14 protein-coding genes are annotated in these 15,849 nt (G+C 74.9%); 7 read left to right on the top strand and 7 right to left on the bottom strand.

All coding sequences use genetic code 11. The features are described from left to right. Positions 1-44: 44 nt before the first annotated feature. Positions 45-1,457, bottom strand: coding sequence for a threonine synthase (gene thrC / locus J3A75_RS12535; protein WP_063110520.1), 1,413 nt, complete (start codon positions 1,455-1,457; stop codon positions 45-47). A gap of 232 nt (positions 1,458-1,689) precedes the next feature. Here thrC and J3A75_RS12530 point away from each other — a divergent pair, with 232 nt between their 5' ends. Further along, the gene (locus J3A75_RS12530) at positions 1,690-2,016 is read left to right on the top strand and encodes a hypothetical protein (protein ID WP_209650261.1); all 327 of its coding nucleotides are present in this window, start codon (positions 1,690-1,692) and stop codon (positions 2,014-2,016) included. A 51-nt stretch (positions 2,017-2,067) separates the two neighbouring features. On the opposite strand, the gene J3A75_RS12525 is transcribed toward J3A75_RS12530, so the two are convergent. After that, positions 2,068-2,481, bottom strand: a complete 414-nt coding sequence (locus J3A75_RS12525) for a DUF4864 domain-containing protein (RefSeq protein ID WP_209650260.1) — start codon at positions 2,479-2,481, stop codon at positions 2,068-2,070. 389 nt (positions 2,482-2,870) lie between these two features. On the opposite strand from J3A75_RS12525, the gene rutA reads away from it, so the two are divergent. The 4 genes from rutA to rutD all read left to right on the top strand — a co-directional run bounded on the left by rutA (position 2,871) and on the right by rutD (position 6,029). Next, positions 2,871-3,965 carry a pyrimidine utilization protein A gene (gene rutA, locus J3A75_RS12520; RefSeq protein ID WP_053622500.1) on the top strand — a complete coding sequence of 365 codons (1,095 nt, stop codon included), beginning with the start codon at positions 2,871-2,873 and terminating at the stop codon, positions 3,963-3,965. Then, on the top strand, positions 3,965-4,750 hold the full coding sequence (gene rutB / locus J3A75_RS12515; RefSeq protein WP_274852544.1) for a pyrimidine utilization protein B: 786 nt from the start codon (positions 3,965-3,967) through the stop codon (positions 4,748-4,750). The genes rutA and rutB overlap by 1 nt, the downstream gene beginning before the upstream one ends. 113 nt (positions 4,751-4,863) lie before the next feature. Beyond that, complete coding sequence (gene rutC, locus J3A75_RS12510; RefSeq protein ID WP_012318565.1) at positions 4,864-5,250, top strand: pyrimidine utilization protein C; 387 nt, start codon at positions 4,864-4,866, stop codon at positions 5,248-5,250. Beyond that, positions 5,247-6,029: a pyrimidine utilization protein D gene (gene rutD, locus J3A75_RS12505; RefSeq protein WP_209650924.1), complete on the top strand. Its 783-nt coding sequence runs from the start codon at positions 5,247-5,249 to the stop codon at positions 6,027-6,029. Before rutC ends, rutD begins: the two co-directional genes overlap by 4 nt. 7 nt (positions 6,030-6,036) lie before the next feature. On the opposite strand, the gene J3A75_RS37035 is transcribed toward rutD, so the two are convergent. From J3A75_RS37035 to J3A75_RS12485, 4 genes are all read right to left on the bottom strand, one after another. Beyond that, the gene (locus J3A75_RS37035) at positions 6,037-6,939 is read right to left on the bottom strand and encodes a hypothetical protein (RefSeq protein WP_012318563.1); all 903 of its coding nucleotides are present in this window, start codon (positions 6,937-6,939) and stop codon (positions 6,037-6,039) included. Between the two features lie 88 nt (positions 6,940-7,027). After that, positions 7,028-7,984 carry a glycosyltransferase family 2 protein gene (locus J3A75_RS12495; protein ID WP_058608359.1) on the bottom strand — a complete coding sequence of 319 codons (957 nt, stop codon included), beginning with the start codon at positions 7,982-7,984 and terminating at the stop codon, positions 7,028-7,030. Then, the gene (locus J3A75_RS12490) at positions 7,981-8,937 is read right to left on the bottom strand and encodes a glycosyltransferase family 2 protein (RefSeq protein WP_012318561.1); all 957 of its coding nucleotides are present in this window, start codon (positions 8,935-8,937) and stop codon (positions 7,981-7,983) included. Before J3A75_RS12490 ends, J3A75_RS12495 begins: the two co-directional genes overlap by 4 nt. Beyond that, positions 8,934-9,566 carry a PadR family transcriptional regulator gene (locus J3A75_RS12485; RefSeq protein ID WP_012318560.1) on the bottom strand — a complete coding sequence of 211 codons (633 nt, stop codon included), beginning with the start codon at positions 9,564-9,566 and terminating at the stop codon, positions 8,934-8,936. Before J3A75_RS12485 ends, J3A75_RS12490 begins: the two co-directional genes overlap by 4 nt. Before the next feature lie 352 nt (positions 9,567-9,918). On the opposite strand from J3A75_RS12485, the gene J3A75_RS12480 reads away from it, so the two are divergent. Both J3A75_RS12480 and J3A75_RS37030 read left to right on the top strand, forming a co-directional pair. Beyond that, positions 9,919-13,869, top strand: a complete 3,951-nt coding sequence (locus J3A75_RS12480) for a glycosyltransferase (protein ID WP_209650259.1) — start codon at positions 9,919-9,921, stop codon at positions 13,867-13,869. Further along, positions 13,866-14,585, top strand: a complete 720-nt coding sequence (locus J3A75_RS37030) for a CatB-related O-acetyltransferase (RefSeq protein WP_012318558.1) — start codon at positions 13,866-13,868, stop codon at positions 14,583-14,585. The genes J3A75_RS12480 and J3A75_RS37030 overlap by 4 nt, the downstream gene beginning before the upstream one ends. A gap of 50 nt (positions 14,586-14,635) precedes the next feature. On the opposite strand, the gene J3A75_RS12470 is transcribed toward J3A75_RS37030, so the two are convergent. Continuing rightward, positions 14,636-15,838, bottom strand: a complete 1,203-nt coding sequence (locus J3A75_RS12470) for a Zn-dependent hydrolase (RefSeq protein WP_024830466.1) — start codon at positions 15,836-15,838, stop codon at positions 14,636-14,638. Positions 15,839-15,849: the final 11 nt, after the last annotated feature.

The raw sequence follows: 15,849 nt of genomic DNA, 5'->3' as shown, positions 1-15,849 counted from the left end.
CTCCCGTGCGGGAGAGGGGGAGGGGCGCGTGACCCGCGCCAAGCTCACGCGCCCCTCGCGATGCGGGCGCGCTCGCGGATCAGCGCCTCCAGGGCGGCCTGGTCGTTGGCCACCCGGGTCAGGCGCTCGGGCCGGTCCATCAGGTCGGCGAGGTGCGGGGGTAGGGCGGGGCGCAGGCCGCCCGTGGCCCTGGCGACCGCGTCCGGGAATTTCGCGGGATGCGCGGTGGCCAGCGCCACCACCGGGGTCGCCGGATCCTGCTCCAGGAGGCGGCGCCCGGCGCGCACGCCGATGGCGCTGTGGGGATCGAGCACCACGCCGGTGGCGGCCTGGGTCAGCGCGATCTCCGCCATGACGTCGGGCTCCGGCACCGCCACGGCATCGAAGTCCGAGCGCACCGTGGCCAGCACCTCGGGGCTCAGCGAGAAGCCGCCGGACTGCTTCAGCCCGGCCATCAGCCGCGACAGGGACGAGGCGTCGCGCCCGAGCGCCTCGAACAGCAGACGCTCGAAATTCGAGGAAATCTGGATGTCCATGGAGGGGGAGGTGGTGGGGACCACGCCGCGCAGCTCGTAGGCGCCGTGCTCCAGGGTGCGCACCAGGATGTCGTTGGCGTTGGTGCCGATCATCAGCCGCCCGACCGGCAGGCCCATCTGCTTGGCGACCCAGCCGGCGAGCACGTCGCCGAAATTGCCGGTCGGCACCGCGAAGGAGACCGGCCGGTGGGGCGCGCCCAGCGCCACCGCGCTGGTGAAGTAGTAGACCGCCTGCGCGGCGACCCGGGCCCAGTTGATCGAGTTGACCCCCGACAGCCGCACCGCATCGGCGAAATCGGCGTGCTGGAACAGGGCTTTGACGAGGTTCTGGCAATCGTCGAACGTGCCGTCGACGGCCAGCGCGTGGACGTTCTGCGCCGGCACCGAGGTCATCTGCCGCCGCTGCACCTCCGAGACGCGCCCGTGCGGGTAGAGGATGAACACGTCGACCCGGTCGAGGCCGCCGAAGGCCTCCACGGCGGCCGAGCCGGTGTCGCCCGAGGTCGCGCCCACGATGGTGGCGCGGGCGCCGCGCTCGGCCAGGACGTGGTCCATCAGCCGCCCGAGCAGCTGCATCGCCACGTCCTTGAAGGCGAGCGTCGGCCCGTGGAAGAGTTCCAGCAGGAACAGGTTGTCGTCGAGCTGGGTCAGGGGGCAGACCGCCGGGTGGCGGAACGTCGCGTAGGCGGCGTCGATCATCCGGTCGAGGTCCGGCCTGGCGATGTCGCCGTCGATCAGCGGGCGCAGCACCCGCTTGGCGGCCTCCGCGTAGGGCCGGCCCGCCAGGGCGGCGATCTCCGGATGGCCGATCTGCGGCCAGGTCTGCGGCACGTAGAGCCCGCCGTCGCGGGCGAGGCCCGCCAGGAGCGCGTCCGAGAACGAGAGCGGCGCGGCCTCGCCGCGAGTCGAGACGTGGAGCACAGGGTCCTCCGAGGGAAGGCGCCCCCTCTACACGATGCGGGCGGACCTGTCGAAAGCCCTGAATGCGTCGCCGGGACACGGGCCCGGGACCGGTCCGCGCACGGGACGGAGCCGGCGGTTAAACCGGGGCTGAACGGGCCGGTTCAGGGCCGGTTGCCCGGCCGCGTCCTAGAGCCGGACCGCCCCGCTGCCCCCGAGCTGCCGGGCGGATCCCGTCTCGGAGAGAGCCGACATGACCCGAATCATCGCCCTCGCGGGCGTCGCGGCGCTGCTGTCCGGCACCGTCGCCCTCGCGCAGACCCCGCCGCCGCCCGGCGGCCCGAGGCCCGGCCCCGAGGCCGGCGCGCCGCCCCCGCCGCCGCCCCCCGGCGAGCCGCGGCGCGCGCGCGGCCCCGACGGTCCGCCGCCGCCACCGCCGCCGCCGTCGCGGGCCGCCCACATCGTGCTGGAGCGCGGCGACGCGCGGGTCGACGTGAGATGCGCCGACGACGACACGACCAAGGCCTGCGCCGACGTCACCCTGCAGATGCTCGAGAAGCTCGCGACCTTCCGGCCCTGAGCCCCCTCCCGCGCCCGCCGCACCGGCGGCGGGCGCCCCCCGGGGGCGCCCTCAGGCGCGCGTGCCGGGCGCCCTGGTCAGGCGGCAGCCGGTGATGCGCCACTGCCCGTCCGCGTCGCGGGCGAGGCTGTACTCGGCCGTCCAGTCGACGCCGTACTCGTCCTGGATCGCCACCGACTGGACCACGCCCGCCGCGTCCGTGTCCCGCGCCTCGCCGAACACGAAGCTGCGGTGACGGTAGACCGGACGGTACTGGTTCCGGACCATGCCGATGAACAGGTCGGCATTCGGGAACAGCTCCCGGATCCCCGGCGCGGCCTGCTCGTAGGCGGTCTGCGCGTCGTCGCGGCCGAGCGCCTGCGCCTGCTTGGCGATGACCGCCCGGGCCGCCGCGCGCCCCGTCTCGTCGGCCGCCGCCGGCCCCGCGAGGCCCAGGACGAGGAGCAGGACGGACCAGGCGCGCATCGCTGTCACTCCGGCAGAGTCGGACCGAGATCCGTCTTCGTCCCATGAAGATGGTCTCCGCCGCGCCCACGACAATGTCGGCCGCGGTGCCGACGATGATCGCCGCGCCGTCGCCGGTCACCGGGCCGCGCGGAAGCGCGTCCCGGCGGGCAAGCGCGGCCGTTCGGGAAGCGCGCACGGGTTGGGCAGACATCGCGCCCTGGTTGTGCAAGTCGCTGGAAAGATGGGCATTTTCGCACCCGCCGGGCGCCGCGGGTTTGACCCTCCGCCGCGGTTTTGCGAGCCTCCGCGGGCCGACTCGGTTCCGGCGGGGAACCGACCGGGCGGAGCGCGGGACGATGATGCGAAGCCACGCGGACGACAGCGCCGAGGCCCGTCCGGCGCCGGCCATGAGCGTCGGGGTGTTCATCCCGATCGGCAACAACGGCTGGCTGCTGTCGGAGAACGCCCCGCAGTACCGCCCGAGCTTCGCGCTCAACAAGGCGATCACCCTGAAGGCGGAGGGCTACGGGCTCGACTTCGCCCTGTCGATGATCAAGCTCCGCGGCTTCGGCGGCAAGACCGAGTTCTGGGACCACAACCTCGAATCCTTCACCCTGATGGCGGGGCTCGCCGCCGTCACCACCCGGATCCGGCTGTTCGCCACCGCGGCGACCCTGTGCCTGCCCCCCGCCATCGTGGCCCGCATGGCGGCGACCATCGACTCGATCTCCGACGGGCGCTTCGGCCTGAACCTCGTCACCGGCTGGCAGAAGCCGGAATACGACCAGATGGGCCTGTGGCCGGGCGACGCGCATTTTGCCAATCGCTACGATTACCTGGCCGAGTACGCGCAGATCCTGCGCGACCTGTGGGAGACGGGCGCCAGCGACCGCAAGGGCGCGTATTTCCAGATGAACGATTGCCGGCTGAGCCCCCGGCCGCAGGCGCCGGTGAAGATCATCTGCGCCGGCCAGAGCGGCGCCGGGCTGGCCTTCACGGCCCAGTACGCCGACTACAATTTCTGCCTGGGCAAGGGGCTCAACACGCCGACCGCCTTCGCGCCCGTGGTCGAGAAGCTCGCCGAGGCCAGCGCGCGGACCGGGCGACGGGTGACCGCCTTCGCGCTGTTCATGATCATCGCCGACGAGACCGACGACGCCGCCATGGCGACCTGGGCGCACTACAGGGCGGGCGCGGATGCCGAGGCGATCGCGTGGCTCGGCGCGCAGGGCGCGGCCGACACCAAGTCGGGCAGCGACACCAACGTGCGCCAGCTCGCCGACCCGGCCTCGGCGGTGAACCTCAACATGGGCACCCTGGTGGGCAGCTACGCCAGCGTGGCCGCGATGCTCGACGCCGTCATGACCATCGACGGGGTGGAGGGCGTGCTGCTGGTCTTCGACGATTTCCTCAAGGGCCTCGACGCCTTCGGGACCCGGATCCAGCCCCTGATGCGGTCGCGCCGGCACGTGACGGCGGCAGCTCTGCCCGAGGTCGCCTGATGGACCGCCCGACGACCTATCCGATGGACCAGCCCGCCGGCTTCCGCGACGCCCAGGGTCGGCACGGCGGCGTCGTCCTGCCGGCCCGCCCGGAGCCGATCGCCCTCGATCCCGCGACCACGTTCCTCATCGTCGTGGACGTCCAGAACGCCTACGCGAGCCCGGGCGGCTACCTCGACCGGGCCGGCTTCGACGTCTCGGGCACCGGCCCGGTGATCGCCCGGATCGCCCGGGCGGTGGCGGCGGCGCGCGCCGCCGGCATCCCGGTCCTGTGGTTCCAGAACGGCTGGGACCCCGCCTATGTCGAGGCCGGCGGCCCGGGCTCGCCGAACTGGCACAAATCCAACGCCCTCAAGACCATGCGTCGGAATCCTGAAGCGAACACGCAGCTCCTCGCCAAGGGATCCTGGGACTACGCGCTGGTGGATGCCCTGACGCCGGAGCCCGGCGACATCGTGATGGGCAAGCCCCGCTACAGCGGCTTCTACAACACGCCCCTCGACAGCACCCTGCGGGCCCGGGGCGTGACCACGCTGGTCTTCACCGGCATCGCCACCAACGTCTGCGTCGAGTCGACCCTGCGGGACGGGTTCCACCGGGAGTATTTCGGGATCGTGCTGGCCGACGCCACGCACCAGGCCGGACCGGAGAGCCTGCACCGCGCGGCGCTCGCCAATATCGAGACCTTCTTCGGCTGGGTCTCGGACGTCGCCGCCTTCGAGTCCGCCCTCGGGGTGCCCTCGCGCGCCCCGGTCGGCGCGGCCGGCGCCGATCTGGCCGGATAAGTGCATCGCCCGCCCGGCCGGTGACCGGCAGGGTGCGCGAGGACCGCCGCGACGCGGCCCTCCGCGCGGCCTGCCCGGCCCAGCCGACAGGTCGAGCGCGGGAGGCGCGGGGAATGCCCAAGCAGGTCGTGATACCGCCGGGAACCGGCAAGCCGCTGGCCCCCTACGTGCCGGGCACGCTGGCCGACGGGGTCCTGTACGTCTCGGGCACGCTGCCGCTGGACGCGGAGGCCAACGTGGTCCATGTCGGCGACGCGGCGGCCCAGACCCGCCACGTGCTGGAGACCATCAAGGGCGTGGTCGAGGCCGCGGGCGGCACGATGGACGACGTCACCTTCAACCACGTCTTCCTGGCGGACTGGGCCGACTACGCGGCGATCAACGCCGTCTACGCCGAGTATTTCCCGGGCGAGAAGCCCGCGCGCTACTGCATCCAGTGCGGCCTCGTGAAGCCCGAGGCCCGCGTGGAGATCGCCGCGATCGCCCATATCGGCCGCTGATGGGCCCGCTCCACCACGCTGTGGCGGGCCCGGCGGGCGGTCGGCCGGTGCTGCTCTCGCCGGGGCTCGGCGGCGCGGCGGGCTACTTCGCGCCGCAGATGGCGGCCCTGACCGCGCGGTTCCGGGTCGTCACCTACGACCATCGCGGCACCGGGCGCTCGCCCGGCCGGCTCGCGTCGGACCACGACGTCCCCGCCATGGCGCGGGACGCGCGCGCGGTGCTGGACGCGGCCGGGATCGAGCGGGCCGACGTGGTCGGCCACGCGCTGGGCGGTCTGATCGCCCTCCAGATGGCTTTGGACGCGCCCGACCGGGTCGGGCGGGTCGTGGTGATCAACGGCTGGGACGCCCTGGACCCGGCCACGCGCCGCTGCTTCGCGGCCCGCCGGGCGATCCTGGCCGGGGGCGGACCGGAGGCCTACGTGCGGGCGCAGGCGATCTTCCTGTACCCGGCGGCGTGGCTCTCCGCGCAGGCCGAGCGGGTCGAGGCCGACGAGGCGCAGGCCCTGGCGCATTTTCCCGGCGCCGAGACCGTGCTGACGCGCATCGCCGCCCTGGAGGGCTTCGCCATCGCCGACCGCCTCGGAGCGATCGGCCACGAGACCCTGGTGATGGCCGCCCGGGACGACGTGCTGGTGCCCTACACCCGGTCCGAGCGGCTGGCGGCGGCGCTGCCCAACGCCCGGCTCGCCCTCGCCCCGGAGGGCGGCCACGCCCACAGCGTCACCCGGCCCGAGGCCTTCAACCGGGCGCTCCTGGACTTCCTGGACCGGGACTGAGAGCCCGCTACGCCCGCAGCGCGATCATCGGCAGCACCACCGCGTCGAGGGCGGCGGCCAGCACCGGGAGCAGGGCCGGCCAGCGCAGGGTCGCCGCGGTGCCGATCTGCCCCCGGGCGAAGGCCAGGATCAGCATCGGCACCAGCGGCAGCAGATCCCGGACCTGCAACCCGCCGTGGCCGGCCGCCGGGGCGAGGGCCTGCGCCAGCACCGTCAGCCAGAGGCCGAGCAGCGCGCCCCCCGAGAGCCACAGCCGCTCCGCGAGCGGGGGAAGGGGCCCCCGCCGCAGCGCGAAGGGCGGCACCAGCAGCGCGGCGGCCCAGAGCGCGTAGAGGATCCCGGGCAGCGGGACGGGCAGGGACCCGAATCCGTCCCCCGCGCCGGCGGGGTGCGGCAGTCCGAGGCTCGCGGCCGGGAGGGCCGGCAGCAGGGCGAACACGGCGAGCGGCAGCCGGTCCCGGCAGGCGCGGGCCAGCCGCCCCGGAGGTGGGAACGGCACCAGCAGCATCCCCGCGAGCGGCGCGCAGGCCGGCCGCGCCAGCACCACCAGGCCGATCGCCAGCGCCGCTCCGGCGCGGCGCGCCGATCTGCGCCGGCCCGTCATCGGCCGGGGGCTGAGCAGCGCGGCCGCGAGCGCCGCCAGCGCCAGGACGGGCCCGTCCGGGCCGGAGGCGGCCGCGAGCGAGGCCGGGCAGCACAGCAGCGCGAACAGCGCGGCCCGTCCCCGGGTCGCCAGGGCCAGGGCGGCGAGCCCCAGGCTCAGGAACGCCGCGATGCGGGCGAAGGCGAGGGCGAGGGCGGCCGGCTCGCCGGGCAGGCCGATCCAGGCCAGCGCGAGGCAGGCCGGGAGGCCGAGGCCCAGGAAGGCGCGGGCCCAGAACCGGCCGCCGCCGGTGACCGGCAGGTTCACGGCCGCATCCCGGGGGCCGCCGCGGCCCCGGCGGGGTCGACCGGGCGGCCGGCCTCCGCGCCGAGGGCGCGCGGCATCGCCATCCCGCTCAAGCCGCGCGCCGCGCGCGCGCGGCGCGCAGGAGGTCCGGCACGAGCCCCGGCAACGCCGCGGCCAGGAGGCCCGCCGCCCGCAGGACCTCCGCGGCCTCCCGGGGGGAGCGACGGGCGAGGGCCAGGGCGAGCCGCAGGGGCACCTGCGCGCCGAAGCTCGCCGCCGCCAGGGCGAGGGCCGTCCCGGCGCCGTGGTGCTTGCCGGCATAGAGGATCTGGCTGCGCAGGAAGTAGAACAGCCGCCGCGCCCGCACCTGCCGGGTCGTGCCCTGGCCGACATGGTGGGCGACCGCCCCGGCCACGTGCCGCACCGCGAAGCCCGCCGCCCGGGCCCGGGCGCAGAGGTCGGCATCCTCCCAGTAGACGAAGAAGCGCGGGTCGAACCCGCCGAGCGCCCGGAACAGGTCGCGGCGGATCATCAGGAAGGCGCCCATCACCTGGTCGACGGCGCGGTCCTCCGCGTGGTCCCATTCGCGCAGGAAGTGCGGCCGCACGAGGCCCAGGCGGTCCAGCGCCAGGGCGCGGCCGACGAGGCCCAGCGCCGAGGGCGCCCGCGCGCAGGAGCGCGCGGTCCGCCCGTCCGGATCGACGAGCCGCGCGCCGACGATCCCGGTCCGCCGATCGGCCGTCAGGGCGGCCAGAGCCACGCCGAGCGCGTCGGGCGCGACCTGCGTGTCCGGGTTCAGGAACAGGATCGCGGGGGCGTCGCCGGCGGCGGCGCCCTGGTCGCAGGCCCGGCCGAAGCCGAGATTCGCGGCGTTCTGGATCAGCCGGAGCGGGCGGGGCAGGGCGGGCAGGGTCTCGGCGGAGCCGTCCGTGGAGGCGTTGTCCACCACGGTGACCTGCACGGCCGCGGCGTCCCGCGCGGCCGCGAGGCTCGCGAGGCAGGCGCGCAGCAGCGAGCCGCCGTTCCAGTTGACGATCACCACGTCGAGGGCAGGGCGGTCGGTCACGGCAGGTCCCGGGGCGGCCCGAGGCGGCCGAGGGCGCCGTCGCGGGCGGCCGCGAGGAGCCTGAGCAGCACGGCGGGCCGCCAGCCCGAATCCGCCCAGTACAGCCCGGCCTGGAGCGGCAGGTAGGCGGCCTGGGCGAGCTTCCAGCGCAGCGGCACGTGCGGCAGCCGCCACGCGTAGATCGCGTTGCGCAGGTAGGTCGCCATGCGGAACAGGGGCTGGCGCGGCATCGTGATCCCGAAGGCCCGGACCGTCCCGCCGCCGACGCGGTGCGGGATCGCGACGGCGTCGGTCTGGTAGCAGCCGTAGCCGAGGCTCCAGGCACGGAAGCACCATTCGAGCTCGACCCCGTCGATGAAGAAGTCGCCGCGGAAGGGCCCGACCCGCGCGAAGGCGTCGAGGTCGATGAGCGAGCCCGAGGTCGCCAGGAACTGCACCGGGGCGAGGTCGTCGCGTGCCGGCGCGCCGGGACGCGGCGGGTAGGCGGGCGCCTTGTGGCCCGGTGCCGGCGCCGGGACCGGGCCGACCACCGCCGCCGGGATCCCGGCCTCCCGCAGCCGGTCCCGCGCCGTCAGCAGCGCGGCGGCGAGATCCGCGGGCGGCTCGGCGTCCTGGTCGAGAAGGAGCAGGGTTCCGGCCCCCGCGGCGCGGGCGGAAGCGGCGATCCGGTTGAGCGCCTCGGCGATGCCGAGATTCGCGCCCTCCGACAGCAGGGTCACGCCGGACCGGGCGAGTTGATCGGCCGCCCCGGCCGGGAGGCCGCCGTTGTCGAAGGCGATCACCGCGGCGTATCCGGCCGAGGCCAGGGCCCGGACGCGCGCCAGCTGGTCCGGCCGCGGCCGGAACAGGGTGATCCCGAGGACGAGGCGGCCGGGCCGCGGATCGGGCACCGGCCGTGCCCCGGTAAAGGGTCCGGCAAAGGCCCCGGCGACGGTCGCGGGACGGCCCGTCACGCCCGCTCCACCGCGGCGGTCGCCGCCTCCAGCGCGGCCGTGATGGCGGCGGCCTGCTCGGCGCTGAGCGGGCCGCGGGCGAGCCGCATCTGCAGGGCGAGCTTCAGGCCCTCCTTGGCGCGCACGACCGAGGGCGGGGGACCGTCGCCCCGGGCGGCCTCGGCCTCCGCCATCCGGGCGAGGATCGCCTCGAGAATCGGGCGGTTGCCGTCCAGGAAGGCTTGCCCCTCCGGCGTGATCGTGTGCAGCCGCTTGGTGCCCTCCCCAGGGGTCACCGTGACGTGGCCGAGTTCCTCCAGGAGAGTGAGCGTCGGGTAGACGGTTCCGGGGCTCGGGCTGTAGGCGCCGCCGACCCGCTCCTCGATCGCCTTGATGATCTCGTAGCCGTGGCGGGGCTTCTCGGCGATCAGGTGGAGGATGACGAGGCGCAGGTCGCCGTGGGCGAAGAAGCGCGCGAGGTCGCCGCGGCCGCCGCGGCCGAACATCCGGCGCTCGCCGGGCCCGCGACCCGGGTGGCCGTGGGGCCCGTGCCGTCCGCGTGGATCGCCGCCCATCGGGCCGCGATGGGCGCGGACGCGGAAGGCGTCGAAGGGATCGGCGCGGAGGAAGGCCGAGAGACGGGGATGCATGGATTCGACTCGATTTCGATATGACTAATTTTCAGATATATCGAAATACCGTCGGCTGCAAGGCCGTCGCGCCCGTCGCGCGGCGCGGCCTCCGATGCGGCGTCCGATGCGGCCTCCGGCGCCAGCGCCGATGGGGCCCCACGGTTTACGGCCTCGGCCGGTTCCGTTAGTGCGACGGGTGTCCGACAGGACGATCGTTCCCGCGCCGCCTCGCGCCTCCGACGCTGCCCGCCAGCTGCCGCCCATGACCCGATCAGAGCCCCGCGCCCCGACCGCGCCCGCTTGGCGGGCGGCCGACGGATCCCGCGCCCCGTGACGGCCCGCGGCGAACGCCCCACCGCAGAGTCCTGAGATGCGCCGCGGCTCCGACGGGACCGGCCGGATCTCGGCCCTGACGCGGATGCGACGCCGCCTCGGTCGGCTGCGCGACCCGCTGGCCACGCCGTCGGCGCTGCACCGCCGCTGGGCGGGCGCGGCGGCCGGCGCGGACCTGGAGGCGCGCCTGATCGCCGTCCTGTCCCCGCACGTCGACGCGGCGTTCTACGCGAGCTGGTACGGGATCGCGGCCGACCCGGTGCGCGACTACCTCGTCCACGGCTGGCGCGCGGGCCGCGACCCGCGCCCCGACTTCGACTCCGCCGCCTACCTCGCCGCCCATCCCCACATCGCCCGCGCCGGCATCAACCCGCTCCTGCACGCCCTCGCGCGCCGGCGCGCCAGACGTGAAGGGGAGGGGGAGGCGGCCGCCCTGCCGAGGCCCGACACGGCCGAGGCCCACCGCCTCGCCCGCCGCCTCGTCGACGGCGCCTTCTACCTCGCCGGCAATCCCGACCTCGCCGCCGCCGGCGTCGACCCGGTCGACCACTACATGGCCTCGGGCTGGCGCGAGGGCCGCGAGCCGGCGCCGCAATTCGACACCCTGGCCTACTGCCTCACCCGCGGGATCACCTTCGCCACCCAGAACCCGCTGGTCCACTACGTCCTCCACGGCGGTCCCGCCCGGCCCGACCCGGACGCCGCGCTCGCCCTGCGGATCGAGACGCTCGCCCCCTACTTCGACGCCGCCCACTACCGGCAGCGCCTGCCCGAGCCGCAGGCCGAGGCCCTGGCCGGGGCCTCGGACGCCGCGCTGCTGCGCCACTACGTGGCGGAGGGCTGGCGGGCGCGGATCGGCCCGCGGCCGGACTTCGACCCGGCCGGCTACGTGCAGGCGCGGTCCGGCAGCCGGGCGGTCGCGGACGACCCGTTCTTCCGCACCGTCGCCGAGGCGCGGCTGACGGGGGCCGAGCCGTTCGCGGAGCCGCACCGGCTGAACCTGCCGGCGGTGGACGCGGACTGGTACCGGGCGACCTACCCGGACGTGGGCGGGCGCGAGCCGTTCCTGCACTTCGCCGAGGCGGGCTGGCGGGAGCTGCGCGATCCCGGGCCGGGACGCTCGACGCTGGCGGCGCTGCTGCGGGTCTGCGGGCTGCGGCCGGCGCGGGCGCCGGTGGAGGACACCGGCTGGCTGGGGGCGATCGGGCGGGAGACCCTCGACCGGGACGCGCTCCTGGACCTGCAGGCGCGGCTGGTGGCGGGGCATTTCGACCACGGCTTCTACCGGGCGCGCTACGGCCTGTCCGAGGCGGAGGACGCGGTGCGCGACTACTGCGACACCGGCTGGAAGACGGGCCGCAATCCCCGACCCGACTTCGACGGGCAGGCCTACGCCGACGCGCATCCCGGGATGCGCGAGACGGGCCTCGCGCCCCTCGCGCACCTCCTCGCCACGGCGCTGATGCACGGCACCGACATCGCGGCCGGTGCCTTCCACCCCTGCTACGGCACGCCGGACTCGCGGGAGGCGGTTCTGGCCGACGAGGCCCGGACGGTCGCGCCGTTCTTCGACGCCGCCTTCTACGCCAAGCGCAACCCCGACGCCGCCGGCGCCCCCGGCGGGCCGCTCGCCCACTTCGTCGCCTACGGCCAGCACGAGGGGCGCGACCCGAGCAAGACCTTCTCCATCGCGTTCTACAGGGAGACCTACGGCCATCTGCTGGGGCCCGGGGAGTCGCCGTTCCTGCACTACGTGCGCACCGGCCGGGCCGCCGGGCTGATGGGCTGCCCCGAGGATCTCGGCACCTACCCGCCCATGGAAGCCCCGGCGGCCCACGAGTGGGACCGCCTGCCCCGCGCCCTGCCCATCGCGCAGGCCCGCGTCGTCGTCATCGTCCCGGTCTACAAGGGCCGCGGCGAGACCCTGCGCGCCATCCATGCCTGCCTGTCGGCGCCCCAGGCCACCCCCTTCACCCTGCTCGCCGTCAACGACCGCTCCCCCGACCCGGAACTCACCGCGGAGCTCGCCGCCCTCGCCGCCCGCGGCCTGTTCCACCTCGTCGAGAACGAGCAGAACCTCGGCTTCGTCCGCTCGGTCAACCGCGCCCTCGGCCTGCGCCAGGGCCGCGCCGTCGTCCTGCTCAACTCCGACGCTGAAGTCTTCGGCGACTGGCTCGACCGCCTCGTCGCCCACGCCGAACACAACGCCGAGCCTCGGGCCGGGTCCGGCACGGAGGCAGGGGCTGGGGCAGGCGCAGGGGCGGGAATGGGCGCGGGGCTGCCCGTGGGCAGCGTCACGCCCCTGTCCAACAACGCCACGATCTGCTCCTACCCGCGCTTCAACGCCAACAACACCATGCCGCTCGAGATCGCCCGGCCCGACCTCGACCGCGTGGCCGCGCAGGTCAACCGCGGCCGCGCCGTGCCCGTGCCCACCGGCGTCGGCTTCTGCATGTACATCACCGCCGCCGCCCTCGACGCGGTCGGCGACCTCGACGCCGAGGCCTTCGGTAAGGGCTACGGCGAGGAGAACGACTGGTGCCTGCGCGCCACCAAGGCCGGCTTCGTCAACCTGCTCGCCGAGGACGTGTTCGTCCACCATGCCGGCCAGATCTCGTTCGGGCTCGACGCGGGCGGCGAGTACGACCAGGGCCAGGCGGCGCTGCTGGCCAAGCACCCCGACTACCCGGCCCGGGTCGGGCAGTTCGTCCAGGCCGATCCCGGCCGGCGCGGGCGGGCGCGGCTCGACCGGGCGCGGCTGGCCCGGCACTTCTCGGGGCGGGCGCTGCTCTACGTGACGCACAGCTGGGGCGGGGGCATCCAGCGGCACATCGACGACATGGTCGCGCAGGCCCGGGCCGAGGGCCTGAGCGTGGTGCTGCTGCAGATCGACCGGACCCGCAACCTCGAGGTCCACGTCTCGTATCGCGGCCCCGAGTTCCTGTACCTGCCCAACCTCGACAGCCTGTACCTGCCGCGGGACGCGGCCGAGCTCGCCGACTTCGTCGGGCAGCTGGCGCCGGTGCTGATCCACGTGCACTCGCTGGCGGGACTGCGCTGGGGCGCGGCGCGGGCGCTGATGGCGGTGGTGGCGGGCGCGGGGCGTCCCTACGCGTGGACGCTGCACGACTACTCGCCGGTATGCCACCGCAACCACCTGGTGCAGCCGGACGGGCGCTACTGCGGCCTGGCGCCGGTCAGCGAGTGCCGGTCGTGCCTGGCGGTGGACGCGGACGGGTTCGAGGAGCCGGATCCGGGCGAGCGGCGGGCGGCGTTCGGGGCGTTCCTGGCCGGCGCCGCGCGGGTGTTCGCGCCGTCCTGCGACACGGCAGCCCGGATCCGGGCGGTGTACCCGGACCTCGTCGTCACGGTGCGGCCGCACGTCGAGCCGGAGCGGTCGGTGCGCTCGACCGCCCTGCAGCGGCCCGGCCGCGTCCGCCGCGTCGCCGTGCTCGGCGCGATCAGCGCCACGAAGGGCGGCCTGTTCCTGCAGGCGCTCGCCACCGACGCGCAGGACCGCGACCTGCCGCTGCACTTCGCGATCGTGGGCTACTCGGATCCGGCCCTGGCGATCGGCCTGGAGCGCGTCGGGGTCGCCCAGACCGGGCGCTATTCCGGCGACCACGAGGCCCTGGACCTGGTCTGGCGGCTCTCGGCCGATCTCGTGCTGCTGCCGGCGATCTGGCCCGAGACCTACTCGTACGCGCTGACCCTGGCGCTGCGCACCGGCCTGCCGGTGGCGGCCTTCGACCTCGGCGCCCCGGCCGAGCGGCTGCGCGCCTACCCGAACGGGCACCTGCTCCCCGGCGCGCTGGCCACCGATCCGGCCGCCTTCAACGACCGGCTGCTCGCCATCGACGTCTCGGCCGCCGGCCGGCTCACCGTGCCGATCCGGGCCGCCACCTACGGGGACCTGAGGCGCGACTATTACGGCCTGGACCCGGCGCCGGCCGGAACCCGACACCCCATCGACGAGGACGCCGCATGATCTCCGTCAACGAGGACATGAAGCAGGAGATGCTGCGGCGCGGCATCTCGGTGCTGCACCCGGCCCCGTTCGGCCTGCCGGAGGATTGCGTCTTCGAGCCGCCGTGCAGCATCAAGTGGATGGGCGTCGATTACTGCCTCACCATGGGGGCGTTCTCGTACGCGGTGAGCGGCTACTATTTCGGCGCCGACATCGCCCGCTACTGCTCGATCGGCGAGAGCGTCCAGGTCGGGCGCGGCAGCCACCCGGTCCAGTGCGGCTCGACCTCGCCGCTGTTCTACACGCACCACTCGGCCGTGTTCGACCGCCTCGACCCGCGGGCGGAGGATTACGAGATCTGCGGACCGTATCTCTGGCCCAAGCGCGTGCGCATCGGCAACGACGTCTACATCGGCCACGGCGCCTTCCTGATGCCCGACATCACGATCGGCGACGGGGCGGTGATCGGCGCCATGGCGGTGGTGACCAAGGACGTGCCGCCCTACGCGATCGTGGCCGGCAGCCCCGCCCGGATCGTGAAGATGCGCTTCCCCGACGCGCTGATCGAGCGCTACCTGAAGGTGCAATGGTGGCGCTACGCCTTCTGGGACCTGCGCCAGTGCTCGATCACCGACCCGGAGAAGTTCATCGACGCCGTCGAGGAGCGGATCGCCGGGGGCATGCAGGAATACCGCCCGGAGCGGATCCCGATCCAGTCGCTGATACCGGGCGCCTGAGGCCCGGGGCCCGCCGGAACGCGCCGCGGCGGGCGTCCGGGGCGGCGCGCTCAGCCCGCCAGCACCCGCGCCGCCGCGTCGCCGAGGGCCCGCACCCCGAGGGCGAGGTCGGCGTCGGCGGTGTCCTCCGCCCAGTGGTGGCTGATGCCGCCGATCGAGGGCACGAACAGCATCGCGGCCGGCAGGATCCGGGCGACGTTCTGGGCGTCGTGACCGGCGCCCGACGGCATCACCTGCCACGAGCCGGGGCAGACGCTCTCGGCGGCCTCCGAGAGGGCGCGCATCAGGGCCGGGTCGCAGGGGGCGGGGACCGCCTTCGCCAGGGCCGTCAGGGTGGCCGGGCAGCGCTCGCGCCGGTTCGATTCCCGCACCAGCGCCTCCAGGCAGGCCTCCATCCGCTCCAGCACCGGCATCGCCACGTCGCGGAACTGGAAATACACCTCGGCCCGGCCCGGGATGATGCTGAAGCCGCCGGGATCCAGGGTGATCCGCCCCGTCGTCCAGGTGCTGCGCGGGCCGCAGACCTTCGGGAACTCCCGGTCGATCGCCGCCAGCAGCCGCACCGCCGAGAGGCCCGCATCCCGGCGCTCCGCCATGGTGGTGCCGCCGGCATGGTCCTGGTTGCCGGCGAAATCGATCCGGAACTGCCAGATCGCCACGATGCCGCTCACCACGCCGAGATGCAGGCCGGCGGATTCGAGCTGCGTCCCTTGCTCGATGTGCATCTCCAGGAAGCCGCGGTAGCGGGCCGGGTCGAGCCGCATCCGGGGCAGGCCGGCGAGGCCGGCACCCGCGAGCGCCGCGCGAAGCGGCGTGCCGTCGGTGCGGTTGCGGGCCTCGTCCATCTCGGCCTCGGTCAGGTCGCCGATCGCCGAGCGGCTGCCCAGGAAGCCGCCGGAGAAGTGCCCCTCCTCGTCCGCGAAGGCGACGACGTCGACGGGCAGCCCGGCGCGGGCCAGCGCCACCCCGGCCACGACGCCCAGCGCCCCGTCGAGCCAGCCGGCCTCGTTCTGCGTCTCGATGTGGCTGCCGACCAGCAGGTGCGGGCCGGGGCCGCGGTGGCGCCCCAGCACGTTGCCGATCCCGTCGATGGAAGCGTCCAGGCCGCAGGCCTCGAGCCGGGCCATCAGCCAGCGGCGGGATTCCATGTCCGCGGCCGAGAAGGTCGGCCGGTGGACGCCGGTGCGGAACCGGCCGATCTCGCGCAGCTCGTACAGGTCGGCCAGGAAGGCTCGGGTGTCGATCGCGGTCATGGTGCGCCCAG

The organism is Methylobacterium sp. PvP105 (assembly GCF_017876975.1).
Classification (GTDB): Bacteria; Pseudomonadota; Alphaproteobacteria; order Rhizobiales; family Beijerinckiaceae; genus Methylobacterium; species Methylobacterium radiotolerans.
This window is presented reverse-complemented; position numbering and strand designations above follow the sequence as displayed.